The sequence below is a fragment of the Nostoc sp. TCL240-02 genome (genome assembly GCF_013343235.1).
In the GTDB taxonomy this organism is placed as follows: domain Bacteria; phylum Cyanobacteriota; class Cyanobacteriia; order Cyanobacteriales; family Nostocaceae; genus Nostoc.
In genome coordinates, this window is record NZ_CP040094.1 from 214,951 (window position 1) to 241,894 (window position 26,944).

Genomic DNA, 26,944 nt, shown 5'->3' on the forward strand with positions numbered 1-26,944 from the left:
TACAACCAAGATTAAGTTGCACTTAGTTGTAATGTCAATTACTGAGAGGATGTACTTGAAGAGTTGAAAAATGAATTTTGATGATTTTAGGAGATAAATTTAGAATAACTGCCAAATTGCCAATACAAAAAAATAGATAATTGGGATTGGTTTCGTAGTATTCGTTAAAAGTGGGCACAAACAAATTAGCCGTTATAGCTTAGAGTCTAAGCGGATAATTTTACCCAACTCCTATGTAACTAATATCAGTTAATTGGTACTTAATTTTATATTTATCTTTGCTTAAGCAGAAGACTTATCATAGCTTGTACCATGCAATAAAAAGGCAATTAGTGGTGATGCCATGAGTGTAGTAATGACTGCCATGATAACCATTATAGTGAATAAAGTTGGGGTAATTATACCTTGCTCAAGACCAATATTAAGGATGATTAACTCCATCAAACCACGAGCATTCATGAGAGCGCCAATAGTTGCAGATTCACGCCAATTTTCCCCGGATAACCTTGCAGCCAACATACAAGCGACACCTTTACCAAGAATTGCGATCGCAATAATTAACAGCGTAATTCCCCACAAAGTAGGCGTGTTTACCAATCCAATTTGAGTGTTCAGTCCAGAGAAAACAAAAAATATCGGTAGTAAAAAAGAAGTAGTTAAAAACTCAGTATATTGGCGAATTTGTTGAGCGAATTCTCCGCGTGGTGTTACTGCTCCCAGCACGAAAGCACCGAATATTGCATAGATGCCTGTAATATCGGTAAACCATGCACAAAACATCAAAATTATCAACATCAAAGTCAGAGTTTGTCTGTTCACACCTGCATCGCGTTTTGTCATCCGTGTGAACGCTCTCAGTAGAGGTTGACCAAGAAAAATTGCAAATAGCACGTAGCAAATGCCACCACCAATTGCTAATATGGCAATGTTCAAAGAATTTTTCACGCTAGCAAGGACGATCGCTAGCAAACACCAAGCAACTGCATCATCTACCGATGCTGCACCTAAAGCTAAAGTCCCAAAGCGGGTTTGTGCAAGACCGCGTTCGTAAAGAATGCGAGCTAACATGGGAAATGCTGTAATTGTCATCGACGCACCCAGATACAAAGCGGCTGACCAAGGCATTACCTTTGGTTGAAAGAAATCGCCATTATGATAAAACCAAAAAGATGCGATCGCTCCTAAAATAAAAGGAGTGATAATTCCAGCAGCAGATAGCAGACTTGCACTTTTGATATGATGTTTTAAAAGTTTAGTGTTGAATTCTAAACCAATCAAAAACATATAAATTACCAACCCAATCTGGCTGATAGCATATAAAATCGACATCGATGGATTGGGTATCTTGAGTCCTACAGCCGTGATGATGGGAAGCTTAGGAAAAAGCCATTGCTGAAAGTCCGGTGCAATCAATCCCAAGAGTGATGGGCCTAGCATTACACCTGCAATCATTTCGCAAACAACATCGGTTTGACCAAGATAGCGCCGTCCTAAAATCGTGACGATGCGACAAGTGGCTAAAATAACTGTAAGTTGCAAAAATAGCTGAATAACCAGATCAAAATTTGACATTGCACTTCCTTAATATGCGTCTCTGCATTGAAAAATATTTTCAGACTCCAAAGCTTGTCCTGTTTTTCTCATAGATGAGTACATCAGCACAAGTGCTAATTTTAGAAATATTAAGATAGCTGCTTTTAATTTGATAGCAACTGCCCTATTTTTCGTAAAAACGGATACAACTTTGTGTCAATACAACATATTGCATCTAAACTGAAACCGCCACATACAGCAGATTGCAACTTTATAAGGTACAGATGATTTTAAGGGCACAGTACTGCTGTAAACCTATCTGTGTACTTTATTTACCTGAAAAACGCTGTATTAGTTAATTTTTACAAACCGATGTATTTGCATAACAATAACATTTACGCAATAACTCTCTAAAACTCTTATTCTTTCTCTACAAGACCCTATGCAGCTTACAACCACTCCCCACCCCGAAAACGCCAACGAAGGAAAATAATTCGCATCAGGCTTTGTGAACTAATAAAAACTGCTAGCCACACGATGCTATAGTGCAGTAGAAAAACTGTTAACGGTAATTCTTCTTTCGGTAAAGGTATTGGTAAAAAACCAAATAGTTTGACTCCACAAAATACAAATATTAATTCCCATATACCAGCTAAGAGTTGATAAGCTGCGGGCCAATCCCTGTCCCATCGAGATTTTTGGAGATAGTTATAAAGTACATCCCAACCTAATCCAAATACGGCTACATAAACAAGTATCCAAAAATAAACCGAGTTAGCACCAGGGCCAATCCAACCTATTGCAAAAGGTAAAGATACAAGTACGCCGACAGTTGCAAGTAATAATAATCGAGTTTGCCAACGACCAAATAAAGTTGGTGTCATAATAGTTAGGAGAGACACGATTAATCGTGTCTGTACAGGAGTTAGGAGTAGAGACGCGATTAATCGTGTCTGTAATGAAAAAGAGATGTTAGAGTTTTTATAGATTAATTGTGAAAGGATGTTACATCTACTTTCATTGAAAGTTGAGTAAGATTGTGGTGCTTTTTGCGAAGATGGCAAATATGAAAATCTTGGCTAATTTCAAAGCACCAACATATCTATATTAATTAGGATTGTTTAAGATGATAATTAAATTGAGAATGGTAAGCTGCATTGGCAAAGCCGACTGAATGTATCGCATCCCAATTTATCACATCTTCTAACAAAGCTTGATAACCAAATGTATTAGGATGAAGACCATCTTCACTTAAACGTTTGAGCCGCCAATTTTCACCGCGTTCCATCCATTGCTCAAAAATATCTAAATAGGGAATCTGCCGTTTGCTGCAAGCAATTCGAGTTGCTTCTTTGTAGCGGTACTGATCGATATGATTATAGTAAAAACAATCTAAAAATGGCATCTTGGCTTCATCTACTGGTACCATGCCCACAAATAACACAGGACACAGTTGCTGTGCTAAATCTAGCAGAGAAGCAATTTCTTTTTCAAATAGGGTAAAATCTGTGTAACTTCGACCATCAGGACGTGCCAACCGCGCTGAGTCATTCACACCTACGGATAAAATAATCAAGTCGGGGACACGATTTCGCAGTTCACCTCGGTGGCGAAATTCTACTTCTAACCTTTGTGCTACTTGTTGCGTGCGATCGCCTCTTACCCCTAAATTATAAAGAACATGACCGGCACTATCCGGCAACATCCACCATCGCCGTAGTTGCTCGATCCAGCCTCCTTTTTCCGGGTCGCCGAATCCATAAATTAAGCTGTCCCCCAGCGCGACAATCTTCATTGACTGAGAGTGATTTGGTGGTATGGACAGCTGCATTGAGGAAGAAGCTAGAAATGTGTGCATTTAACAACTATATTTTATATCTTTACAAGATTCTATACATTTCTATACCATAGATGGCTATCTTTAGTGTGCAAGCATCTATTTGTTGATATGGTTGCAAGGTTAATATTGCCGTAGTTGAGGGTCTGAAAGTCAAGTGTCGAGTTTAGAACTTGAAATGGCCGAGGCATCGCACAAATCATTGATACTGATAATATGAAGTTGAGGGAGTGTTAGAAAATTGGCTAGAGTTCTTACATCAAAAACGAATCGCCTCAGAAACCCATGACAGTCTGTATCATTCCAACTTTCGAGACTGGCTAGGTAGACGGCAATAAAACTCATAAAAAACTTCCCTAACCCTCTCAATTTACTAAGAAGATTAGGTACTTAAAAATGGAGCTAAGCGGATTCGAACCGCTGACCCCCTCAATGCCATTGAGGTGCGCTACCAACTGCGCTATAACCCCTTCAGATCCATTATACATAATCGCTTAATTTTAGTACTTTGTCAAGCTTTTTATGAAAACTAAATTTTAAATATCTCCTCTACCATTAGACACTCACAACGACACTTGCAACAAGTAGGTCATACAGTGCCCCATCAAAAAGTAAACTACTAACATGGCAGCAGCAGCCAGAGCAACCAACGTACCAGCCAACATGAGAGAAAATTCTTTACTCTCGTAGGCTTTTTCCATTAAGTGCAGCGACCACGCTACCAAAGCTACATCAAAAAGTAAAATAGGAAGCAACATATTTTTTAATAATTGTTAATACTTGTAAAATAATATTAACACCCTTTTTAAGAAGTGTGTCTAACCTCAGATAGATGTCATTAACAGGTGATTTGTGGGTCAAGATAATGTTCTTACTGGCACATTGCGATCGCGTAAATAATTTTTGATTTCTGCTACGCTTAATTGCCCGTAATGTAATAGCGATGCTAGTAGTGCTGCTTCCGCTTTGCCTTCAGTTAGAGCTGTGTAAATATGTTCACAATTACCTGCACCACCAGAAGCAATGACTGGAATTTCTACAGCGTTTGCAATAGCCCGTGTGATCTCGATGTCATATCCGGCTTGAGTTCCATCAGCATCCATACTTGTTATTAGAAGTTCTCCAGCACCGCGTTTCTCAACTTCCTGGGCCCACAATAGGGCATCTAAGCCTGTATTTTCCCTGCCACCCCGCACATACACATCCCAACCTGGATTTTCCGGGTTATTTCTGCGTCTGGCATCAATAGCAACAACTATGCACTGATTACCAAAGCGATCGCTGGCCCGATTAATCAAGTCTGGATCACGCACCGCCGCAGAATTAATACTAACCTTATCTGCGCCTGCTCGTAACAAAGCTTTAACATTTTCTAAGGATTGAATGCCACCACCCACAGTCAATGGAATAAAGACCTGTTCAGCAGTGCGGTAGACCACATCTAAAATTGTAGCTCGGTCTTCATGAGTAGCTGTAATATCCAGAAATACTAACTCATCAGCACCGGCTTCGTTGTAAACCTTGGCCAACTCTACCGGATCGCCTGCATCTTGGAGATTGACAAAGTTAACTCCTTTTACAACCCGTCCCGCCTTCACATCTAAGCACGGTAAGATTCTTTTAGATAACATAATAACTTTTGTACTTCTGGGTAATTGACCGGAATTTAAATTTTAAATTGGCGCGGGTATTTCCAAACGAAAATTTTCACAGGAATGGGGCATTGGGAATTGAAAAGAGGCAGAGGGGCAGAGAAGAAAACTCTTTTCCCTTGCTCTCTGCTCCCTTACTCCTTGCTCCCCTGCTCCCTGCTCCCCTGCCTCCTCACTCCCTAGTCCCTTAAAAGTAGATAGCTGAATTATGGCGATAATCTCCTCGAAAAAACAGCCTCCAGAACCCAACGGAGAACCAAAGCAACGTCGGGAGTCGGCGAAAGCACCATCCACAGAAAATATTTTGAAGCCTGAAGCTGCTATTGATGAACAAGAACAGCAGGAAGAAGGTATTCGGCCGCACCGATTTGCCGATTATATTGGACAAAAAGATTTAAAGGATGTGTTAGATATTGCCATCAAAGCAGCCAAGTCTCGTGGTGAGGTGCTGGATCACTTACTGCTGTATGGGCCACCAGGATTGGGCAAAACCACAATGGCAATGATTTTAGCATCGGAAATGGGGGTAAATTACAAAATTACCAGTGCGCCAGCCCTAGAACGTCCACGAGATATTGTTGGGCTACTGGTGAACATGAAGCCAGGGGATATCTTATTTGTGGATGAAATTCATCGTCTCTCGCGGATGACGGAAGAAATTCTGTATCCAGCAATGGAAGATTATCGCTTAGATATTACTATTGGCAAGGGTTCCAGCGCTCGGATCAGAAGTTTGCCTCTGTCAAAGTTTACCCTCGTGGGAGCTACAACGCGTGTGGGTGCTTTAACTTCACCACTGCGCGATCGCTTCGGTTTAATTCAAAAACTCCGATTTTACGAAGTTGACGAACTGACTCAAATTGTACTGCGAACCGCTCAATTACTCAAAACCCCCATTACAGAAGATGGTGCCACAGAAATTGCCCGTCGTTCACGCGGAACTCCACGTATTGCCAATAGGCTGCTAAAGCGGGTACGTGATTATGCGGAAGTAAAAATATCTGGTGAAATTAATGAAAGCATTGCATCCGAAGCATTGCAACTATTCCAAGTAGATCCTTGCGGTTTAGATTGGACAGATCGCCAGATGCTAAGTGTGATAATTGAACAATTTAACGGTGGGCCAGTAGGTTTAGAAACAATGGCAGCAGCCACAGGTGAAGATACCCAAACAATTGAAGAGGTGTACGAACCTTACCTCATGCAGATTGGGTATTTAACTCGGACTCATCGTGGAAGGATGGCGACCAAGGCAGCATATAAGCATTTGGGATTCACGCCGCCTAATGAACAGTTGTCATTATTGTAATTATGGGGATTGGGGATTGGGGATTGGGGATTGGGCATTGAGCATTGGTTATTAATTCTTCTCTCTCATCTTCCACTTCTCCTTGCTACCGTGCTCCCTGTTCGCCACTTTCAAGATAGACACAGGTAAACCTAGATGATTAAGTTGATTGTTGGTATTTTTCTCAGTCTGTTACTCGTGTTTGGCTGGGGTGCGCCAGTCATGGCACAATCTCAACCGCCCATTACTCAAGAACAGTTAAAACAAGGTGATGAGTGGGCAAATCAAGCCTTTACAGCGACGAATCAAGGTGATTTTGCGACGGCTGAAACTTACTGGACAAAGATTATTGAGCAATTTCCCACTAATGCGGGGGCGTGGAGTAACCGAGGAAATTCGCGGGTGAGTCAGAACAAATTACTAGAGGCGCTGGCAGATTATAACAAAGCCATAGAACTAGCGCCGAATGTCACCGATCCTTATTTGAATCGGGGGGCAGCATTGGAAGGGTTAGGAAAATGGGACGATGCGATCGCAGATTATAATCATGTCTTAGAACTCGATCCTAATGATGCGATGGCGTACAATAATCGCGGTAATGCCAAAACAGGTTTAGGAAAATGGGAAGATGCGATCGCAGACTATAAAAAATCTAATGAGATAGCCCCAAATTTTGCCTTCGCCCGTGCTAACTACGCCCTCGCTCTATATGAAACTGGTAAAAAAGAGCAAGCAATCCGTGAGATGCGAAACATCGCCCGTAAATACTCCAAATTTGCTGATGTGCGTGCCGCCCTCACAGCTGCATATTGGGTAAATGGAGAACAAGGTGAAGCTGAAAGCAACTGGGTAGCAGCTTATGGACTTGATAGCCGCTATAAGGATCTCGACTGGGTGAAAAATATCCGCCGTTGGCCCCCCAGCCTAGTTACAGCTTTGGATAAGTTCTTGAAAATCCAGTAATTAGCAAGTAAATAAAAGGGGAAGTGGAGCAATTGCTCCCACTTGATTGTGAGACTTTCTACACTAAGTTAGTCTCAAGAACTGGCTGATTTTGCTGACGCTTTCCAGTTACCACCATTGGTACACCACCGCCTGGTGCTAACAGAAAGCTTTTCCGAACTGGTAGTACTGGCTTTGTATCAGCTAGTTTCATTTGCCAACTAGATAGTACAGTTGCCAATACCAGTTTCATCTCAAATAGGGCAAATGCCATCCCAATACAGCGACGATTACCACCACCAAAGGGCAAATATTCAGATGGAGTAAATTGGCGTTCTAGAAAACGATCTGGCTGAAACTGCTTTGAATTGGGGTATAAATCTTCTCGATGATGGTTCAAATAAATACAAGGAATCAATATAGTACCAGGGTCAAATTTGTAGCCTGCAATTTCTAAAGGTGATTTAACCAATCGATTTAATCCCAACATCGCCACTGGATACAGGCGCATTGTTTCCGAACAAACTGCATTCAAATAAGGTAATCGGAAAATGGCGTTTGGGTCTTTGTTCTCACCCAGGCTATCCAGTTCTTGCATCAGTTTTTCCCGGACTTCAGGCTGATGATGAATCCAGTACAGCGCCCATGCCAAAGAACTGGCTGTAGTTTCATGCCCTGCAACCAACAAAGTCATCAACTCATCACGTAATTCCAAATCTGTCATCGGCTCACCTGCTTCATCACGAGCCGCCATCATTAAAGACAGAATATCACTTCGAGACTGGTCGCCAAGCGATCGCCTCTCTTGAATTTCAGCATAGATGAGATCATCCATTTCCTGTCGCAAACGTAGATAACTTCCCCAAGGACTACGAGGCCCTAAATCCTGTCTTAATAATGGGAACATGAGCAGTATTGCTCGCAAAATAGGTCTTTTTGGATTCAGGATCGCAATCAGGATTTCTTTGAGTTTTTCATAACGAAGTCCGTCCTTTAGACCAAATACAGCCTTCAAAATCACCTGAAAGGAGATTTCTTGCATGGATGGCAAGACTGTAAAGGTTTCTCCAACTGGCCACTCACTAGTTACTTGCTTGGTAATTTCACAGATTAAATCACCATAAGCCTGCATTCTTTCCCCATGTAGAGGAGGTGTCAGCAGTTTACGCTGGCGCTGGTGAGGTTTTCCTTCTAAGGATAGTAGAGAATTTGGCCCCAATAAAGGCGAACCTGAACCTGCTGGTGTACCAGAATCTAACTGTTTTGGATCTGTGGCAAAAATCTGCTGAATTGCTTGAGGATTGCTAATGAAGACTTGAGGAATAAAAACTGGGCCAATTCGAAGGGTGAAGATATCACCATAGCGTTTAGCACAGTCTTCCATGTATTCCAATGGGTTAGTCAGCCATTGATACGTCTGTACCCAAGGGTGAGTTTGAGGGCCGTTAGGCAGTTTAAGTGCAGACATTTTTATTAATCTCCCAATAATTCGAGCAAGATTGTGATCAGCTAGTCATTCATCCACGCATAGCTGGATTAATCTTAAAACACAGATTAAGTAGATAAACTCACCAATTTTTGAATCTGCCTTGGGGTCAATTCTTGGACATTACGCAAAACTACTGCTGCTCCTGCTGCTATTAGCGTCTCACCATAAGCATCACTACGCAGTGCTGTTTCCTGTACGTGGGGCGGTAAAACCCCTACACCAAGCCAAGTGCGAGAAGAATCTAGATTCCGCGCTTTCTCGACGGTATACATATCTGCTACCGTATCTCCTACATACACGATCGCTAATTTTTCCTCAATTCCATTCTCTAACTCACGAACTGTGGCAAAAAGTCCAGTGGGGTCAGGTTTACCTGGTGCATCTTCCATCGCAATTAACACCGGAGATTCTAAGCCAAGGCGTTTTTCTAAGACATAGTTCGCAGAAGCACGAGTTGCGCCGCTAAAAAATCCCCAAGCAATCCCCGCTTGGGTAAGTTGTTCTAAATAGCTAGGTTGTAATAGTAGTGGTTCATTACAGATATACCCAGTAAAATTATTTGAGTCTGGGCCGCGGTAACGCGATTGAAAAAAAGCAACGATCGCACTGTAATCTAGTTGCAGTTGTTCGCGGCTCTGTCCTTGGGTTTCAAAATAACGGTAAATTAATTCCTGCGATGCTTCCCAATCGTTATTCCAAATGCCTTCAGACTTCAGTTGGTCAATATCTAGTGGGGTTGGGCGATATGCTTGGGTAGCAAAATATTCTACCGTATCTGCGATCGCCCGACGATAAGAACCGCCAACATCGCGCACAACGCCATCAATATCGAAAACAACGATCGCTTTTACAGAAGTTGGTTGAGTCATGGATAGGAAGCAAAAGAGTTTTACATCATCATAATGCGCTCATGACTCAGGTAGAAAATCGGGGTCGAGGGTTTGCTCTGGCGTGAAGGGAGATTGTTCGGGGAAGAAATTAATAATCCCCAGTCTTTGTCGGTCATAAGCCTCTGTAGTTAGCGCCGACTACACCTTATGTTAGCCAATCCAATTACTGTTTGGTCATTTGATAGGGTATTGCGTTAAAATAAGCGATCGCTATCCTAGTTAAGTAATGCCCGGAAATTCCCGGAGGTGTGATTGACCAAGTTTATTTTGAAAATTCTGTGGTTAGACGAAAACGTTGCTCTCGCAGTGGATCAAGTTGTAGGCAAAGGCACCAGTCCTTTGACTAAGTACTTTTTTTGGCCCAGAAATGATGCCTGGGAAGAGTTAAAAAAGGAATTAGAATCCAAACATTGGATTACTGACCTGGATCGTGTCGAGTTGCTTAATAAAGCAACAGAAGTGATTAACTACTGGCAAGAGGAAGGTAGAAACCGTCCAATGGCAGAAGCTCAGTTGAAATTTCCAGAAGTTGCCTTCACAGGTAGCGCCTGATATTACAATATTAGCGATGTCTACGACGGGTGGTTCCTGAGCGCAGCCGAAGGGCTACGCCTACGCGCTGTTCTACAAACTGCCACAGTTTGATAGTCTTGTCTCTGCTGCCACTTGCAATTAATTGTCTAACTTTGCTCACAGCAACAGCAGATACTGAGTCTACATGACCAGAGAGAGTAACAATCTCTTCTGCTGTGCTTACCCTCCAAAGTTTAACTGTTTTGTCGCAACTTGCACTTAGGAGTGTTTCGCCATCGGCAGTAAAAGCCACAGCCACCACAGACCAAGAATGGCCAACAAGTGTGCAAATTAGCTGACCAGTGTTTACCTCCCACAATTTAATAGTGTTATCATCACTACCCGTCGCCAAAATTTGACCATCAGGACTAAAAGCGACTGTCAAAACCGCCCATGCATGACCCGAAAGGGTGCTTAACAAGCTATAGCATGGGCGGTTTTGAATAAGAGGCAAGGGGGCAGGGGGCAGGGGGCAGGGGGAAAGGGGAATGTCCTCTGCTGTTTGTGAGTGGTCTTTTAACTCAGCACTATTCATATCTCCCTGCTCCCGTTCGGCTACGCTCACGGCGAGCCGGCTCCCTGCTCCCTTACCTCTTCCTAATACAGTTATTTCCCACAGGCGAATTGTTCTGTCATAACTTGCGCTAGCTAAAAGATGCCCTTGGGGACTAAATGCTACTGAATTGACTTGTAATTGATGTCCAGTTATGGTGCAAATTTCTCTGCTAGTATTTACATCCCACAGTTTGATTGTCTTATCCCAGCTACCGCTAGCGAGAATCTGTCCATCAGGACTGAAAGCAACTGATTTTACAGCGTGTGAGTGTCCCAATAAGGTGGAGATTTCCTTTAAGGTCTCAACCTCCCACAATTTGATCGTTTTATCATCGCTAGCAGTTGCCAGAATTCGACCATCAGGACTGAAGGTCACTGATTGTACAGCTTGCGAATGTCCTGATAAGATAGCTAGGACTTTTTGGGTATTTAAATCCCACAATTTGATGTTTTTGTCATCACTAGCACTGGCTAAGGTATAGTCGTCAGGACTGATGGCAAGGGAATTTACACTACTTAATCTCCCAGAATGCCCAGTTAGGGTATGCAAGCATTGCCAAGGAGGATTTGGTAATTTCAAATTTTCAGTTTTATATCTGATACCCATTGCTTGCATAACTTCATCAGCTGATTGAAAGCGGCGGTTAACAGCATTTTGTAGCAGCTTGTCGAGGATTTGGGCTAGGCGATCGCTTACCTTGGTAGTAAGATATTGTTGCCAGACCCAACAATCATTGGCAATATCAAATAAATCAAAGGGAGGAATCTGGGTAAGTAAGTAAATACAAGTTACACCCAAGCTATATAAATCACTAGCAAAAACTGCTTTTCCTCTCGTTTGTTCTGGTGCAGAATATTCTGGACTGCCGATAATGGTTTCAGATGTTAGCGGATCACTTTCTGTGACGATTTTCGCAGTGGTAAAATCGACTATGACCAAATCCCCCTTCTTGGTAATTGGGGATCTACGGATGATATTTTGGGGTTTAATATCGCGGTGGATGATGTTGCTTCGGCGTAGACCGCCGCAGGCATCGCTAATAAAGTGCAAAACTGGTAATAAATCTTCTAGCAGTTGCCAAATCTGAGTTTCATTAAAAGCACCTTCCTCTTCAACCACCTGAGCTAAATTAGTGCCTGCAATAAACTCCTGCACTAAATAAAAATGCTCGTTTTGCTGAAAATAAGCCAATAAAGCGGGAATTTGTGGATGCTTCCCTAATTCCTCTAGCTGTTGCGCCTTTTGCTGAAAAGTTTTAAATGTCTCGTATTCCTGCGAGATTTCTTGAACAACGCAAGGAATTGGCGGAAACTGACCCTCATCTACAGCGAGAAAGGTTTTACAGAATCCCCCTTTACCAATTGATTTTAATAAACGATAACGTTCTTGTAAAAACAAAATTTTCTACCAAAATTACAGGGTAGGCATCTTGCCTACCCAAAGTAAAATATAACCATTTTAAATTGCATTTCTCGTAGGATAGCAAAGCTGTGCTACCCTACCGGATATTACTTATCCACTGGAAAATTCACAACTATCGGTGGAAGACCGTTATCTGTGGTTGGTTGTGTTTGGGTAACTACTGGTTGCGGATGCAAAGGTGTTGGTTTCAATTCACCCTTACCAGTTTGATTCCATAAAATCATGGATAGTAGCCCATCCACTAAGCCGTTATTGCTACCGTTACTACCAACTAAGACATCTGGAATTAAGCGGACATGGCGATCGCCGATAATCTGCATTAGTTGCATTGCTGTATAACCTTGCGAACCCAAGGCTTCCACACCAGCGCGGTAGGTTTCAGCTTTAGCGTTACCTGTGGCTCGAATACCTTCAGCCTCAGCAATTGCCCGGAGTTTTGTCCCTTCAGCTTCACCAGTAGCCTGCTTAATTTGAGCTTGAGCTTTTAGGTCAGCTATATGCACACTCTGCTCTGATTTCACCATTTCTTGCTGAATCTCAGCCAGTGCTGTTTCCCGGACAAGCTGCTGCCGTTGGGTTTGGGCCATCTGCTGGACTTCATAAGTCTTGCGTTCTTCTTCAGCAATTTTCCGGTCTGTCTGTGTCTGCATTAACGACGCTGGTGGCTGAATATCACCGATGAGGGTGTCGATCGCTTGCACATCATAAGCCCGCAATGCTGTTTTAATATACTCAGCAGCCTCAGTTTGCCGCTCACTCCGAGCAGTCAGAAAGTCTAGTACAGTATAGTCTTGGGCTGAGTTGCGGAAATAATTACCAATAGTCGGTTCTAATACATGGTCTACCAAATTTTGCATTGCACCAACGCGGGAAATTACCTTCGGAGCATCTAAAGCACCCACATGGATAATTTGTGCTACTTCTAAATCAAAGGCAAATCCATCACGCGATCGCACAGTTAAGGAAGCTAGTTGAGCATCATAACTGTGGCGTTCGGTGCGACTTGACCAGTTTAAGACAATGTTGGTCGTTGGTACTAGTTCCATCTTCATAATTCGGGAATTAATCGGGTGCTTACCAGGATATAGCGGTTCGATCCACACACCCTTATGTCCCTGATTCACTAAGTTACCGTGAGTGAAAGCTGCACCGCTGACATCTTGATGTGCCTTACCCACGAAGGAAATCACCACACCCACATACCCAATGGGAATTTCTGTCATCGGCACTTGTTCAACCTGGACAAACCAAGGATTCAAGTTCCAAGAACCAGAAAGCAACGTCTGTTCTTGTAAACCTCGCCGTCCGCCGCCATCAATAAATTTCTGACCATTTTGGAAATTGTCGTGTCCCTCAATTATGGGGCCTGCGAGTTCACCAGCAGAGATTGGTAAACCATCTAAGGTAGTGACAATGCCAACTTTGTCAGATGCCAGACTGTACACCCGCAAATGTTCTGGAGCCATGCCATGAGCGCTGGCATTTGATGCCATGATGACTTTAAATAGGGCAGTGTTAATCCGGTACGTACCAGCAGTGAGAAAACCCATCTGCCGCCCTTTTTCACCACCTTCAGTCAGGAATTTGCGAGCATCTTGGAAGTTGTCACAACCCACGATTTTACCCAAAATCCGCTCTGGTGGGTTGGATGCGCCATCTGCTGCCACAATCAAAGCAATTTCCCCTTGGGGAACGACAATTACCGATTCTTTCTTTACAGAATATTGCCAAGGCCAATAGCCCCAGTGCCAACCAGGAGCTAAAGTATCTGCCTGCAAGCCAGCTTCGCCGTTGAGGGCAATCAAACTGCCTGCGGGGAGTCCACGCCCGGAAAGGGTAAATTTCCTCACTACAATACCGACTTCACGTTCACCAATGACTACAAGTCCCCCAAAGAATAGGGGGACGAATATGACGAAACCGCCGACAAGTAGGATGGGAACTAGTACAACAGGATCAATTCCAGCAGTTTGATATTGAGTCCTGCTGATTGGTAACTGAGCAATATTTGGTGTAGTCTGATTTCGCTGGACTGATGCCGAAGTAATTTCTTTTGCAGTAGTTATGTTAACAGAAGTAGCATTGGCAGAATGAATACCACCAGCCATCGCTAACGTTGCTACGATAGAGGCTGCAAAACGAGCTACCTTATTTTGTTTACGAGTGCCAAGCAAAGATGAAAAGCTTTTCATAATTTGTGCCCGTTTGGGCAACTAATTAGCTAAGTTAACACTTCAGCAAGACTTGCCTCGATTTCTTAAACTTGACGTAATTTTTTTGAAAAATTAAATAAATAATTTGTAGGTTGGACATTGCCCAACCTACAAAGTTGAAATAGAAAGTTAAATTAGACCAAACCGCCAGCCGCTTGAAACCGAGCGCGGGCGCGTTTGAAGGCTTGATTTGCCTTAATTTGGGCTTGGCGATCGTCTGCTGAGACCTGAGTGAGTCCCGCTTCTGCTTGGTTGTAAGCAGCACGAGCTTCTTCTAGGTTAATTTTGTCGCCACGTTCAGCGCCGTTAACCAGAATTGTCACTTCGTTCTCTTCGACTTCGGCAAAGCCACCCAAAAGGGCGATCGCTTCCCAATTCTGATTTTTCGCGGCACGGACTCGCATTACACCAGTATCCAGGGCGGTTAAAAGTGGTGCGTGTCCAGTGAGGATACCTAGTTGACCAGTTGTGCTAGGCAAAACTACTTCTTCAGCTGGAGCATCCCAGACTGTTTTATCTGGAGAAATTACCCGAACGGTTAATGTCATTTGTCTTTTGTCCTTTGTCCTTCGTCATTTCTCACTTGTCTTTTGCCATTAGCCATTAGCCATTAGCACTTAAACTAATGACTAATGACCAATAACTAATGACCAACGACTAATGACTAACCTTTGATTTTTTCAGCTTTAGCGATCGCTTCGTTAATATCGCCAACCAAGTAGAAAGCCTGTTCTGGCAGAGCATCCAACTCACCAGACAGAATCTTTTGGAACCCTTTAATGGTATCTTCCAACTTCACATACTTACCAGGAGAACCGGTAAATACTTCTGCTACAAAGAATGGCTGAGACAAGAAGCGCTCAACTTTCCGCGCCCGTGCCACGATTAGACGGTCTTCTTCAGACAATTCATCTAAACCGAGAATGGCTATAATGTCTTGGAGTTCTTTGTAACGTTGCAGAGTTGATTGCACCGCCCGAGCAGTATTGTAGTGTTCGTCACCTACAATATTTGGTTGGAGCATGGTGGAAGTTGAACCAAGGGGATCAACTGCGGGATAAATTCCCTTAGCAGCCAAACCGCGAGACAGTACTGTGGTTCCGTCCAAGTGGGCGAAGGTAGTAGCAGGTGCGGGGTCTGTGAGGTCATCCGCTGGTACGTATACTGCTTGAATGGAGGTAATGGAACCCTCTGTAGTCGAGGTAATCCGCTCTTGCAGTTCACCTACGTCGGTTCCCAATGTGGGCTGATATCCTACCGCAGAAGGCATCCGACCTAGTAACGCCGATACTTCCGAACCCGCTTGTACAAACCGGAAAATGTTGTCAATAAACAACAGCACATCCTGCTTGTTCACATCGCGGAAGTATTCTGCTACTGTCAATCCCGAAAGACCAACCCGCATTCTCGCTCCGGGTGGCTCATTCATCTGACCGTAGACTAAAGCAATTTTTGATTCGTTGAGGTTGTCTTTGTTGATAACCCCAGATTCAATCATTTCGTTGTAGAGGTCATTGCCTTCACGGGTGCGTTCACCCACACCAGCAAATACGGATACTCCACCATGCTGAGTAGCGATGTTGTTGATCAACTCCATCATGATCACGGTTTTACCAACACCAGCACCGCCGAACAGACCAATCTTACCGCCGCGTCGATAGGGAGTCAGAAGATCAACAACTTTAATCCCAGTCTCAAACACCGAAGGTTTGGTTTCCAGGTCAGTGAATTTGGGAGCAGAGCGGTGGATGGGCAAACTTGCTTCAGCATTTACTGGGCCCTTGTTGTCCACAGGTTCGCCAAGGACGTTGAAAATTCGACCTAAGGTGGCTTTACCAACTGGCACGTTAATGGGAGCGCCTGTATCGGCGACTTCAAAACCGCGCACTAAGCCTTCGGTGGAACTCATCGCAACAGTCCGCACCTGGTTGTCGCCCAGCAGTTGCTGTACTTCAACGGTGATGTTGATTTCTTGTCCAGCTTCATTGGTGCCTTTGATTTTCAAAGCGTTGAAGATTTGTGGCAATTTCCCGCCGGGAAATTTAACGTCTACAACTGGGCCAATGATTTGGGTAATGTAGCCAATGTTTGTTTTTTCTGCGGTTGTGACCATGCTGCGCCTAATGAGTGAAGCTAGATTTCAGATACGGTCGGAGAAGACATAATAATAAGCAATGTCAATTTTCACTTTAGCACCGGACGGGGACATAACTCCCTTAGTAATTCCTTAAAAAGGTGTTTGGCACCTGTGGCTGTAGTCCTCATCCTGACTAGATAGACAAGATAGACTCCAGTTTATCCCTAATCTCATTTTTTAGATGCGATCACCCTAGCGATCAGCTAGCGTAGTAAAAAAGCTACTATTATAAATTTTCTAAGTATTTAGACTTAAAGCAAAAAAGCTAGATATTTAATACCTAGCTTTTGCCTAATAAATTAAAGATTCTATTAGCAGTTAACTTGCTGCTTTTGCTTGCGTTTAAATTTGGAGATGATGCCAAAACTACCCAAACCAAGCAAGCCAATCAAAGAAGTTGGTTCAGGAACAGCAGCAGTGTGATATGTTACATTATCTAGCACTGTAGAGCCGTTATTCCAATTTACACGAACTTCATCAACCAGTCCTGTATAACCTGATGACAGAAAAGTTGGTGTGGAAGAAGGTATAAGCGATGCAGATGTCGCCTGTAGTGTTCCTCTATTGTAAAGTGAAAAGTTGACTGGGATAGAGAAATCATATCCAGCAAAATAACTGCCATCAAAGATTACGGGTGATGCAAAGTAGAATGGAATGCTACTTGGGCCATTCCACTTGTCATAGTTCCCATAAATTCGGTTCGGAATTGACTCAGGAGTGTATGGGGGTTGCTCAAAACCGTAATAAATCCAATTATTATCCCATTCGATTCCACCATAACCATCCGGTACTAGAAGGTTATCACCTTTTAGATCGTCAAATGTTACGACAGTAGACGCATTGGCATTTATAGAAATGGCTAAAGCTGACAAAGTACAAGTCAAGAATGTAAGCGTTGCGCGTAAAAGGTGATAAGTCTTCATTAATTAACCTCGTTGTATCTAAAATACACACAAATTTAGGAGCGAAATTAAACAAAAATCTCCCATAGCAGACGAAGATTTAGCCTTTAGCTGCGATCGCACACAGCAGTAAATACTATGTTATCGACATAGTATTTACTTGATTTCAACTAGGTTGTATAACTAGGAGCATTATTGGTAAAGAGAATTAAAAAAACAAGTATTATTACTGGGATTCACTAAAAATTTATAAAAGTAATTTATATACTTTTAAAAAAGAAAATTTTCAAAGCTATATTATATAAAGCTTAGATAGCAATTTATCGGCTATTACTAAATTGATATACACACAGTCTTTGTATAAAATTATCGTAATTTATATGAAATAATGGAGATTTGTATTACGTTGTGTGCTTTGCGTGGGTACAGCCCATCGTAGGCATCACCAACGGAGCATTTACTAAAAGTTAGTTAGCAATATTAGGACTAATATTTAATTTTTGAAATCTACGTAAAGTGTATAAGTGCAAAAACTAGGGTACTATTCCAAGCTTTTGGTGCGTTACGCTTCGCTAAGACACCGAAAAAACTACTTAGATTTTTCAAAAAAATGTACGATTTTTATCTATAGATATATATAAAGCTATCTATAAACTACATTTCCAAAAGTTCTGAATATCCGTAAGATAAAGATAGATAGATACAAAAAACAGTTTTTAGCCAAACCGTGATGCCTGAGTTGGGCATAGGTGCGGCTTCATCCTCACAGTTTCACCGAGCAAAAGCTTATGATTTTCTCGTCAGCGCGACAATATTTTTACCAAGAGATTCAGCAGGCTGACGAGCATATTGACCTAGCAAAGGCAGCTTTGTATATTGCCCAAGAAGAATATCCGAAGCTAGATCCAGAGGAATATCTCAACGCCCTTGATACAATGGCATGGGAGCTTCAAGAACGCCTACCAGACTCACGATATCCTTTGCGGATAGTTCAAAGTATTAATCAGTATCTATACGATGATTTAAAGTTTTCTGGTAATAAGATTGACTATTACGACCCGCGTAACAGTTTTTTCAATGATGTAATTGACCGCCGACTAGGAATTCCTATTACCTTAGCGTTAGTTTACCTAGAGGTTGCCAGACGGATCGATTTTCCAATGGTAGGTGTGGGAATGCCAGGGCATTTCTTGATCCGCCCAGATGTTCCAGATATAGAAATTTTTGTGGATGCTTTTAATGGCGGTGAAATAATATTTGCTCAAGATTGCGAGGAAAGGCTGTCTCAAATTTATCAGCAACCCGTGACGCTACAACCAGAATTTTTAGCCGTGGTCGGTAATCGGCAATTTTTGGCACGGATGCTGACAAATATAAAATTTATTTACCTCAAACAACAAGAGTTAGAAAAAACGCTGGCAGCAATTGAACGAATTTTGTTGCTGTTTCCTAATGTAACTTTAGAATTGCGCGATCGCGGCTTAATCTCCTATCAACTTGGTAACTACCCCCAAGCCGTAGACGATTTACAAAATTATTTAGCAAAAGTTCCTGATGCCCAGGATGCATCAGTAATTCGGCGGCTACTTACAGAATTGGGGAGGAATTAGGGAATGGGAGTGGGTGGCAGGGGAGCAGAGGAAAAAGGGCAACTAAAAAGGGAGAAGAGGGGAAAGAGGTAATTTTTAATTCTCCCCCTTGCCCCCTGCTCTATGCCCCTCTGCCTTTTCTGCCCAATACCCAATGCCCAATTACAAATTTTCCGCGACTCGTTTGAGGCGACGGAGTTGGGCTTGCATATCTTCTTTTGTCCAAGATGCGGCAAAGGTATTGAAACCCCAACTGACTAAAGGGTTAGGAATATCGAACTCAAAACGGTTTAGTAGGAGCGTTCCCTTTTCTGTGGGTTGACATTCCCAGCGATCGCGCCCTTGAAAAAATCCTTGAAATTCCCAGACTACCAAACCCGGTTGTCGTTCCACAACTACGCTATTCAACGTAGGTTTCAGTAGAGGAATTTGAATGATAAAACGACTTTCACTACCAACATCAGTACTCCAAGATTCACCCACAGGTTCGCAACGGAGGACAGGATTAAGCCAGCGTTGCATGAGAGCTAAATCGCTAATACAGCGCTCTACCACCGTAGCTGTAGCATTAATTTGAATCGATTGTTCTAAAACTTGAGGCATTCCACATCTTCGATGCTGTTGCTGCAATTAGAGTAACGCAAAATTCGCCATTGCCAGTAGATTAAATCAAATATTTAGTAACAAAGTCAAAAATTACTCTTGATCTCAATATTATATGTATGTGTTTACTGGTAAATTTATAGGCAAAACACTTACTCAGTGTTTGCGGCGAATACTTAAGCTTAATTCCCAAAAACCATGAACACAACTTGGCAAGGAATAACCCAGGTGATAGAAATTGGTTTGCCCATGAGGGTGCAGCAATTTTTGGCACAATCCCCCAGCCTGCAACCGACGCAACCAGCAGTGAATCAAGGAATCACTGATGTACAAGGTATTGTTCAACAGATAATTCTGTTTACGCCCCGTCTCCTGGGGGCAGTAGCAATTTTGTTAATAGGTTGGCTAATTGCAGCGATCGCAGCAGCAGTAACGCAAGGAATCCTCAAGCGCACAAACATAGATAACCGCATTGCCGCAGGAGTAACAGGTCGTCAAGATGTTCCCCAGGTGGAGAAATTAATCTCCACCTTAGTCTTTTGGAGCATTATTCTATTAACGGCGGTAGCTGTTTTACAGACGTTGGATCTGGAGGTAGCCTCTCGACCCCTCAATAATTTTCTCAATCAACTTATTGGCTTTTTGCCAAATTTGGTTGGTGCGGGAATCCTTTTGGCGACCGCCTGGTCTTTGGCGACCATTGTGAAGATTATCACTGTGCGATCATTACAGGCATTTAATCTGGATGAGCGTTTAAATCCAGAACCAGAAGACAGCGCACCCAGCCTCAATCAGTTGTCTCTGAGTGAGACGATTGCTAATGCTCTGTATTGGTTTATATTTTTACTGTTTCTTGCCCCAGTTTTAGACACTCTCGGACTAAGGCAGGCTCTACAACCAGTACAAGCTCTTATTACAGAAGTTCTGCTAATTCTGCCGAACATTTTAGCGGCGATCTTAATTGCTGTAGTTGGCTGGTTCATCGCTAATGTAGTACGGCGGATTGTAACGAACTTATTGGCGACAACTGGGATCGACCATTTAGGTAGCCGGTTGGGATTATCTGCGAGCGCGGGGGTACAACCTTTATCAAGTATTATCGGTACAATTGTCTATGTTTTGATTTTGATTCCTGTAACGATCGCAGCGCTTAATGCCTTGCGAATTGATGCGATATCTATCCCGGCGATCGCTATGCTACAACAGGTTCTCAACGCTCTCCCTGCCATCTTTACAGCCGTGGCAATTTTAATTGTTGCCTATTTTGTGGGGCGGTTTGTGGCGGATTTAGTTACAAGTATCCTCACCAATTTAGGCTTTAACAACATTTTCACTATTTTGGGTCTGACAACACCTACTAGACGCATCGAAATTTCAACTGAACCAACAACTGCCCATATCCCAAGCCGCACTCCATCGGAAATTGCGGGTATTGTTGCCTTAGTGGGTATCATGTTGTTTGCAACGGTGGCGGCGGTGAATATCTTGAATATTCCAGCCCTGACAGCATTAGTGTCTGGTATTGTGATTATATTTGGGCGAATTTTGGCGGGATTGGTAATATTTGCCATTGGCTTATTCCTGGCAAATCTAGCTTTTAACATCATTACCAGTTCCGGCGAACGTCAGGCAGAGATTTTGGGACAAGTAGCGCGGATTGCCATTATTGCTTTAGTCTCTGCAATGGCACTGCAACAGATTGGAGTTGCCAGTGATATTGTGAATTTAGCCTTTGGACTTTTACTCGGTGCGATCGCAGTTGCTATTGCCCTAGCCTTTGGTCTTGGAGGGCGTGATATTGCCCGCGAACAAGTTCAAGAATGGCTAAACTCTTTCAAAAATAGAAACTAAAAGTTGATGAAGGCGCAATTTCATCTGTATATAGCAATCCTAAATCATTCGTGAGAATTTGAAATTGTTGCTACCCTTCTTAGTCTCCCCAAGACATTGGGGGGACGGCATTAGCTGGGAGGTAAATTTTTTACAACTTATTTAGGATTCTTAATAGATGGCAGAATATGACAATCTTTGTAAAATACTTGCAGAAAAATATCCCCGTGATTTTACCCGTTGGTTATTAAATCAAGAACCACGAACAATTGAAATCTTAAAAACTGAATTGAGCATCGAACCTATACGTGCTGATTCAGTAACATTTCTGCAAACAGAAAATCGAATTTTACACCTAGAATTCCAAACCACAATCAAATCCCCAAAACCAATTTCTCTGCGGATGCTAGATTATTATGTCCGATTGACAAGGAAATATCAAGTTCCTGTTACGCAGGTAGTGATTTTCTTGCAAGAGACAAGTAATGAAATCGCTTTTACCGAAGAATATGTTAACGAAGTCACAACCCACCGTTATCGAGTTATCCGAATGTGGGAACAAGATTCAGCACTATTTCTTAACAATCTGGCGTTATTACCTTTAGCACCGTTAACGCGAACAGATTCAGCCCAAGTACTACTATCGCAGGTTGCCAAAGAAATTGCTAAAATTACAGATGTTGAGACAAGACAAAATACTGCTGCTTACACGGAGATTTTAGCAGGGTTGAAGTTTGAGAAAGATTTTATTCATCAATTATTGCGGGAAGATATTATGCAAGAATCAGTGATTTATCAGGATATTTTGCAGAAGGGAGAAGAAAGAGGAGAACAAAAAGAAGCATTTCGATTTTTAAAGCGTCAGTTAAATCGGCGATTTGGAGAAATCGATTCATCAATATTTGAGAGAATTCAAGTCTTATCTACTGAACAATTGGAACAATTAGGAGAAGAATTTTTAGACTTTTCAAACGTATCTGATTTAGTTGCTTGGCTTGAGCAAAATACAAGCATTTAAAATAAGTTCCTACATCATTTTCTGAGTTTTACCTTATGGAGTAATTCATCTTTAATCCGATTGAGAATTGAAGTTTCATCCAGGTTTGTCAAAATGCGATTAATTACTGCTTTCGGCCCATCAGGCCCCCAAGTTGCGCCGTTGGCTAAATAAACTTTGGTAACTTGTCCAATACCGTAAGAAGAAACACCAGCTACTCCCCCTTGCGTAAGTGCCACTGATATATAAGGGCCAAGGGCAATACCTGCTGTAGCTGTTGCAGAGATACCAAGTAAAGTTTTCAATCCACTCAAACCCAAGTTTGCTAACAATTCACTAGCACCAATTCCGCCCATACTCAGGGCGATTTTTTGTAGCAGTTGTACAGCACCAGCTTCGGTCATAGAGAAGCCATAAAGCTTAGATAAACCCAAAATCAGAGCAATATCAATGACCACACTACTCAGAATATCTACCACAGTTACAGGATTAAGTGCGATCGCTAATGCCTTAGTCATCACAGCCTTCCAAATCAACTGATTAGCATTCTGTTCCCGAATCATCAGTTTTCGTTCGATTAACTGCTCATTTACAACATCGGCATAAAGCATGGTATTAAGAGCAACCAAGGCTTTACCCTCACGATGCAGAATCTCCAAGATTTTCAACTTTAGTTCTTCGACTTGGGCATTCCCTGTACGCAGCTGTATGCCCCTAGTACCATCAGGGCGACGAATTGCCGTCTTTACCAATGGCGATGCCGCAGCCATGACAATTTCTAGAGGCGTGACTAATTCCCGCACCCTTTCATCCCGAATTTTGTGATAAATAGCCATCCGGTCTGCTTCTGGATACTGGTCTACTTTGTTAAACACTAAAATTATCGGTTTACCTGCTTCCCGCAACTGAGAAAGGGCAGCGTATTCTAGCTTTGTCATGTCGCCAGAAATCACAAACAAAATCAAATCCGCTTGTTTAGCAATCTGTTCAGCTAATGCGGCACGGGTTGCACCATCAACTTCGTCTAACCCAGGAGTATCAATTAATTCCACCTGCGATTGACCTACACTAGGGAGAGTAACCCGCAAAGCCCGTTCAGTTTCTCCAATTGCTTCCTCGCTAATACTCCAATTAACTGTTTGTGCAGTCCGGGTGACACCGTGCAGGGGCCCTGTTTCAAATACTGTTTGTCCCACCAAAGAATTGAGTAGCGAAGACTTACCACGCCCTACCATGCCAAAAGTCGCAATCTGCACCACCATCCGGTCTAACTTCCCCAGCATGGTTTCCAAATCAGCAATTTCCGTTTCCAATCCGGTTTTTTCTTGTGGGGTGAGGTCGAGATTGGCTACCAAGTTTCGCAGCGCCGTTTGTGCTTGTTTATAGTTCAGTTCCGTCTGAATGTCTTCAAAACTGAAAATGGCATTATCCAGTTCTTCCTCCCAACTAGGAGAATTTGCTTCAGTGTTAACAGAATCGCTTTGATGAGGTTCAGGCACGGGTAATGTCGAAGTCATATCAATTTTAGATTTTAGATTTTAAATTTTAGATTTTTAAATTAGCCCTGTCTCTTATCCTAGTTATTTTTAGCAGGGGTTTGTGGCTCAAAGGAGAATAACCCTCATCAACGCTGAGTGAGGAGTGGGAAGAAATAAACCAATGACCAATGACTAATGACCAATGACTAATGACCAACAAAAAGTCATAAACTGAAAAATGCATCTAAATAGCACGTTAGGATCTTGACTAAATTACCTGTGCGGAAAATCGTTATTGCCGGCAACTGGAAAATGTACAAAACCCAGGCAGAGGCCCAGGAGTTTTTACAAGGATTTCTGCCCCACTTAGAGGAAACCCCCGAAGGGCGAGAAGTAATATTGTGTCCTCCGTTCACTGATTTAAGTGGTTTGTCCAAGAGTTTGCACGGTAGCCTCATCCAACTAGGGGCACAAAATATCCATTGGGAAGAATTTGGAGCCTATACGGGTGAGATTTCTGGCCCAATGCTGACAGAAAGTGGTGTGCGCTTTGTGATTGTCGGTCATAGTGAACGACGGCAATACTTTGGTGAAACGGACGCAACTGTTAATCTGCGCCTCCGAACTGCTCAAAGGTTTGGTTTGACCCCTATTCTCTGTGTTGGTGAAACTAAACAACAACGAGATGCAGGAGAAACTGAATCGCTGATTGCTCTCCAACTCGATAAAGGTTTGGTAGATATCGATCAGCATAATTTGGTGATTGCTTATGAACCGATTTGGGCGATTGGTACTGGTGACACTTGTGAAGCAGTGGAAGCTAATCGAATAATTGGCTTAATTCGGAGCCAGTTGAGTAATCCAAACGTATCAATTCAATATGGTGGCTCAGTTAAGCCAAATAATATTGATGAAATCATGGCTCAACCAGAAATCGATGGCGTTTTAGTGGGAGGAGCAAGTTTAGAACCTGAAAGTTTCGCTCGGATTGTGAATTTTCACTTAGTGTAATGTGCTTTCTTTTCGTTCCCATGCTCTGCATGGGAATGCCTAATGTAGATTTATGCCAAGCAATTTGATAATTCGAGAACGCTGTTTCGAGTGGGGACAGCGGACTTATTTGATGGGTATTTTGAATGTAACGCCTGATAGCTTTAGTGATGGGGGTGAGTTTAACACTACCTCTGCGGCTTTAATACAGGCGCAAGCACTGGTAGCGGCTGGTGCTGACATTATCGATGTGGGCGGTCAATCAACTAGGCCAGGGGCAAAGCAAATAACTCTGGCAGAGGAACTTGACCGGGTGTTAGCGGTGTTACAGGTGCTAAGACCAGAAATTTCAGTCCCGATTTCTGTAGATACAACCCGTGCGGCTGTAGCCAGGGCATCTGTAGAAGCTGGAGCGGATATTATTAATGATATTTCTGGCGGCACTTTTGACTCAGAAATGTTGCCGACAGTTGCAGAGTTAAGTGTGCCGATTATTTTAATGCACATCCGGGGAACACCACAGACGATGCAACAACAGACTGATTATCAAGATTTGCTCGGTGAAATTTCTAGTTTTTTGGCTCGGCAAATTGAGATAGCAACTAATGCGGGCATCGATCTGGATAAGATTATTATTGATCCTGGTGTTGGTTTTGCTAAGAACTATGAGCAAAATTTAGAAATTTTTCACGGCTTGCGATCGCTAACAACACTCAATTGTCCTATCTTGGTAGGAGCATCCCGTAAAAGTTTCATTGGTCGCATTTTAAATCAACCAGATCCCAAAGCACGAGTTTGGGGAACGGCAGCAGCTTGTTGTGCTGCTATTTTTAATGGCGCTGATATCCTCCGAATTCACGATGTTCAAGAAATGCACGATGTTTCACTAGTCGCCGATGCCCTATTGAGACAACCCATACAGCATGATTGCTAAGTATTACCGTTCTTCGGTTTTTTTGCCGTTACCTTCTTGTGTTACTGACTCAGCTATCAACTCTTGAAACATTTCACTTGAGTTAGCTGGGTCTACAAAGACAATTTTGGCATTACTGCTCTCACCAAGTTTTTGGCTAGCATCTACGTAATCTTGAGCCACGAGATACCGCAAAATGTCCCTACTATCTGGATTGGAACGGAGAGCTTGAGAAATGATTTGCACTGAAGCCATAGTTCCTTCTGCTTTCTTAATAGCAGCTTCCTTTTCCCCTTCGGCTTCGGTAATTAGCGCCCGTTTTTTGATGACGGCGGCTTGCTCCTCTTCTCTAGACTTTCGCACACTTTCAGGTAAGGTAATTCTCTGAATATCTAACCGGAGAATCTCAACTCCCCAATCTGCCGTTACATTATTCAACTGATCTAAGATAGCTGAGTCCATTTCTGCTCTAGAGACGTTGGTCTGCTCTAGGGTATTTTGGGCAATGATCTCTCGGAGCGTAGTTGTAGTTATCTGTGTTAATGCCCCTTGCAGATCCTCTATCGCGTAAAAGCTTCTCTCAATATCTCGAATGCGCCAGTATACAATAGCATCCACTTCTACGTAAATATTATCTTGGGTGATCACATTCTGAGGTTTGATGTCTGTATACTGCTCTCGTGTAGTATCTTCCATCACAATCTGATCTACCAAGGGAACAATAAAGTTCAGCCCCGGTTTAAGTTTCCGATGATACCGCCCCAAACGTTCGACTAGCGCTTCATTTCCTTGATTAATCAGTTTTGCAGAACCTAATGCATAACCTATAAGGGCTAAAACTATAGCAATAATTGGCTCCATGTATGCTCCTATTCGGCTTTTGGGAGAATTTAGTGTCAAAGATATGCTACTAGCTTGTCATATCTTTAGAGTTTAATGTTTTGAGTCTGTAATTTTATGAACACCTGCAGCGATGTCGAGTCGCTGCGAGTCTTGTACATAATTTTGTAAGTAAAACTATTTTGCGGAATGCGATCGCTATTAAAGCACCTCGATCGCACCCTGGCAAGGACTACTTCATGTAATCAACATTACTTGTACTGACATATT

At 42.6% G+C, this 26,944-nt stretch carries 23 protein-coding genes and 1 tRNA gene; 8 read left to right on the plus strand and 16 right to left on the minus strand.

The features are described 5' to 3' along the window. Nucleotides 1-282 precede the first annotated feature (282 nt). From FBB35_RS01090 to hisF, 6 genes are all read right to left on the minus strand, one after another. Nucleotides 283-1,572 (minus strand): cation:proton antiporter, encoded by a 1,290-nt coding sequence (locus tag FBB35_RS01090; RefSeq protein ID WP_174708114.1) that lies wholly within the window; start codon nucleotides 1,570-1,572, stop codon nucleotides 283-285. A 410-nt stretch (nucleotides 1,573-1,982) separates the two neighbouring features. Continuing rightward, nucleotides 1,983-2,417 (minus strand): hypothetical protein, encoded by a 435-nt coding sequence (locus tag FBB35_RS01095; protein WP_174708115.1) that lies wholly within the window; start codon nucleotides 2,415-2,417, stop codon nucleotides 1,983-1,985. A gap of 227 nt (nucleotides 2,418-2,644) precedes the next feature. Next, nucleotides 2,645-3,391 carry a GDSL-type esterase/lipase family protein gene (locus FBB35_RS01100; protein ID WP_174708116.1) on the minus strand — a complete coding sequence of 249 codons (747 nt, stop codon included), beginning with the start codon at nucleotides 3,389-3,391 and terminating at the stop codon, nucleotides 2,645-2,647. A 376-nt stretch (nucleotides 3,392-3,767) separates the two neighbouring features. After that, a tRNA-Ala gene (locus FBB35_RS01105) sits at nucleotides 3,768-3,840 on the minus strand. A 93-nt stretch (nucleotides 3,841-3,933) separates the two neighbouring features. Further along, nucleotides 3,934-4,128: a hypothetical protein gene (locus FBB35_RS01110; protein WP_012410736.1), complete on the minus strand. Its 195-nt coding sequence runs from the start codon at nucleotides 4,126-4,128 to the stop codon at nucleotides 3,934-3,936. A 99-nt stretch (nucleotides 4,129-4,227) separates the two neighbouring features. Continuing rightward, nucleotides 4,228-5,001 carry an imidazole glycerol phosphate synthase subunit HisF gene (gene hisF, locus FBB35_RS01115; protein WP_012410737.1) on the minus strand — a complete coding sequence of 258 codons (774 nt, stop codon included), beginning with the start codon at nucleotides 4,999-5,001 and terminating at the stop codon, nucleotides 4,228-4,230. Nucleotides 5,002-5,230: 229 nt separating this feature from the next. Between hisF and ruvB the strand changes: the two genes are divergently transcribed. Together ruvB and FBB35_RS01125 are read left to right on the plus strand one after the other, a co-directional pair. After that, nucleotides 5,231-6,331, plus strand: coding sequence for a Holliday junction branch migration DNA helicase RuvB (gene ruvB / locus FBB35_RS01120; protein ID WP_174708117.1), 1,101 nt, complete (start codon nucleotides 5,231-5,233; stop codon nucleotides 6,329-6,331). Between the two features lie 135 nt (nucleotides 6,332-6,466). Then, nucleotides 6,467-7,273 (plus strand): tetratricopeptide repeat protein, encoded by an 807-nt coding sequence (locus FBB35_RS01125; protein WP_174708118.1) that lies wholly within the window; start codon nucleotides 6,467-6,469, stop codon nucleotides 7,271-7,273. Nucleotides 7,274-7,331: 58 nt separating this feature from the next. Here the strand turns inward: FBB35_RS01125 and FBB35_RS01130 are convergent, their stop codons facing one another. Then, nucleotides 7,332-8,720: a cytochrome P450 gene (locus FBB35_RS01130; RefSeq protein ID WP_174708119.1), complete on the minus strand. Its 1,389-nt coding sequence runs from the start codon at nucleotides 8,718-8,720 to the stop codon at nucleotides 7,332-7,334. Nucleotides 8,721-8,806: 86 nt separating this feature from the next. Beyond that, the gene (locus FBB35_RS01135; RefSeq protein WP_174708120.1) at nucleotides 8,807-9,610 is read right to left on the minus strand and encodes a TIGR01548 family HAD-type hydrolase; all 804 of its coding nucleotides are present in this window, start codon (nucleotides 9,608-9,610) and stop codon (nucleotides 8,807-8,809) included. Between the two features lie 273 nt (nucleotides 9,611-9,883). On the opposite strand from FBB35_RS01135, the gene FBB35_RS01140 reads away from it, so the two are divergent. Beyond that, on the plus strand, nucleotides 9,884-10,183 hold the full coding sequence (locus FBB35_RS01140; RefSeq protein WP_094333099.1) for a 30S ribosomal protein PSRP-3: 300 nt from the start codon (nucleotides 9,884-9,886) through the stop codon (nucleotides 10,181-10,183). Nucleotides 10,184-10,193: 10 nt separating this feature from the next. Here the strand turns inward: FBB35_RS01140 and FBB35_RS01145 are convergent, their stop codons facing one another. From FBB35_RS01145 to FBB35_RS01165, 5 genes are all read right to left on the minus strand, one after another. Then, the gene (locus FBB35_RS01145; protein WP_174708121.1) at nucleotides 10,194-12,158 is read right to left on the minus strand and encodes a serine/threonine-protein kinase; all 1,965 of its coding nucleotides are present in this window, start codon (nucleotides 12,156-12,158) and stop codon (nucleotides 10,194-10,196) included. Between the two features lie 110 nt (nucleotides 12,159-12,268). After that, nucleotides 12,269-14,374 carry a flotillin family protein gene (locus FBB35_RS01150; RefSeq protein WP_174708122.1) on the minus strand — a complete coding sequence of 702 codons (2,106 nt, stop codon included), beginning with the start codon at nucleotides 14,372-14,374 and terminating at the stop codon, nucleotides 12,269-12,271. A 155-nt stretch (nucleotides 14,375-14,529) separates the two neighbouring features. Further along, entirely contained in the window at nucleotides 14,530-14,943 is a 414-nt protein-coding gene (gene atpC / locus FBB35_RS01155; protein ID WP_163936387.1) for an ATP synthase F1 subunit epsilon, read from the minus strand. 116 nt (nucleotides 14,944-15,059) lie between these two features. Then, nucleotides 15,060-16,508, minus strand: a complete 1,449-nt coding sequence (gene atpD / locus FBB35_RS01160) for a F0F1 ATP synthase subunit beta (RefSeq protein WP_174708123.1) — start codon at nucleotides 16,506-16,508, stop codon at nucleotides 15,060-15,062. A gap of 335 nt (nucleotides 16,509-16,843) precedes the next feature. After that, entirely contained in the window at nucleotides 16,844-17,455 is a 612-nt protein-coding gene (locus FBB35_RS01165) for a PEP-CTERM sorting domain-containing protein (protein WP_174708124.1), read from the minus strand. Nucleotides 17,456-18,222: 767 nt separating this feature from the next. Here FBB35_RS01165 and FBB35_RS01170 point away from each other — a divergent pair. Then, the gene (locus FBB35_RS01170; protein WP_174708125.1) at nucleotides 18,223-19,044 is read left to right on the plus strand and encodes a SirB1 family protein; all 822 of its coding nucleotides are present in this window, start codon (nucleotides 18,223-18,225) and stop codon (nucleotides 19,042-19,044) included. A gap of 141 nt (nucleotides 19,045-19,185) precedes the next feature. Here FBB35_RS01170 and FBB35_RS01175 read toward each other — a convergent pair whose 3' ends face one another. Beyond that, nucleotides 19,186-19,626 (minus strand): SRPBCC family protein, encoded by a 441-nt coding sequence (locus tag FBB35_RS01175; protein WP_174708126.1) that lies wholly within the window; start codon nucleotides 19,624-19,626, stop codon nucleotides 19,186-19,188. Nucleotides 19,627-19,824: 198 nt separating this feature from the next. Between FBB35_RS01175 and FBB35_RS01180 the strand changes: the two genes are divergently transcribed. Continuing rightward, nucleotides 19,825-21,477 (plus strand): mechanosensitive ion channel, encoded by a 1,653-nt coding sequence (locus FBB35_RS01180; RefSeq protein WP_174708127.1) that lies wholly within the window; start codon nucleotides 19,825-19,827, stop codon nucleotides 21,475-21,477. A gap of 157 nt (nucleotides 21,478-21,634) precedes the next feature. Then, nucleotides 21,635-22,474 (plus strand): DUF4351 domain-containing protein, encoded by an 840-nt coding sequence (locus FBB35_RS01185; protein WP_174708128.1) that lies wholly within the window; start codon nucleotides 21,635-21,637, stop codon nucleotides 22,472-22,474. Nucleotides 22,475-22,488: 14 nt separating this feature from the next. Here FBB35_RS01185 and FBB35_RS01190 read toward each other — a convergent pair whose 3' ends face one another. After that, a complete protein-coding gene (locus FBB35_RS01190) occupies nucleotides 22,489-23,970 on the minus strand; it encodes a GTP-binding protein (protein WP_174708129.1) in 1,482 nt (493 codons plus the stop codon). 240 nt (nucleotides 23,971-24,210) lie between these two features. On the opposite strand from FBB35_RS01190, the gene tpiA reads away from it, so the two are divergent. Together tpiA and folP are read left to right on the plus strand one after the other, a co-directional pair. Beyond that, nucleotides 24,211-24,942, plus strand: coding sequence for a triose-phosphate isomerase (tpiA, locus tag FBB35_RS01195; RefSeq protein ID WP_174713489.1), 732 nt, complete (start codon nucleotides 24,211-24,213; stop codon nucleotides 24,940-24,942). A 52-nt stretch (nucleotides 24,943-24,994) separates the two neighbouring features. Next, nucleotides 24,995-25,855, plus strand: coding sequence for a dihydropteroate synthase (folP, locus tag FBB35_RS01200; protein ID WP_174708130.1), 861 nt, complete (start codon nucleotides 24,995-24,997; stop codon nucleotides 25,853-25,855). Nucleotides 25,856-25,858: 3 nt separating this feature from the next. On the opposite strand, the gene FBB35_RS01205 is transcribed toward folP, so the two are convergent. Beyond that, on the minus strand, nucleotides 25,859-26,695 hold the full coding sequence (locus FBB35_RS01205) for an SPFH domain-containing protein (protein ID WP_174708131.1): 837 nt from the start codon (nucleotides 26,693-26,695) through the stop codon (nucleotides 25,859-25,861). Between the last annotated feature and the right edge of the window lie 249 nt (nucleotides 26,696-26,944).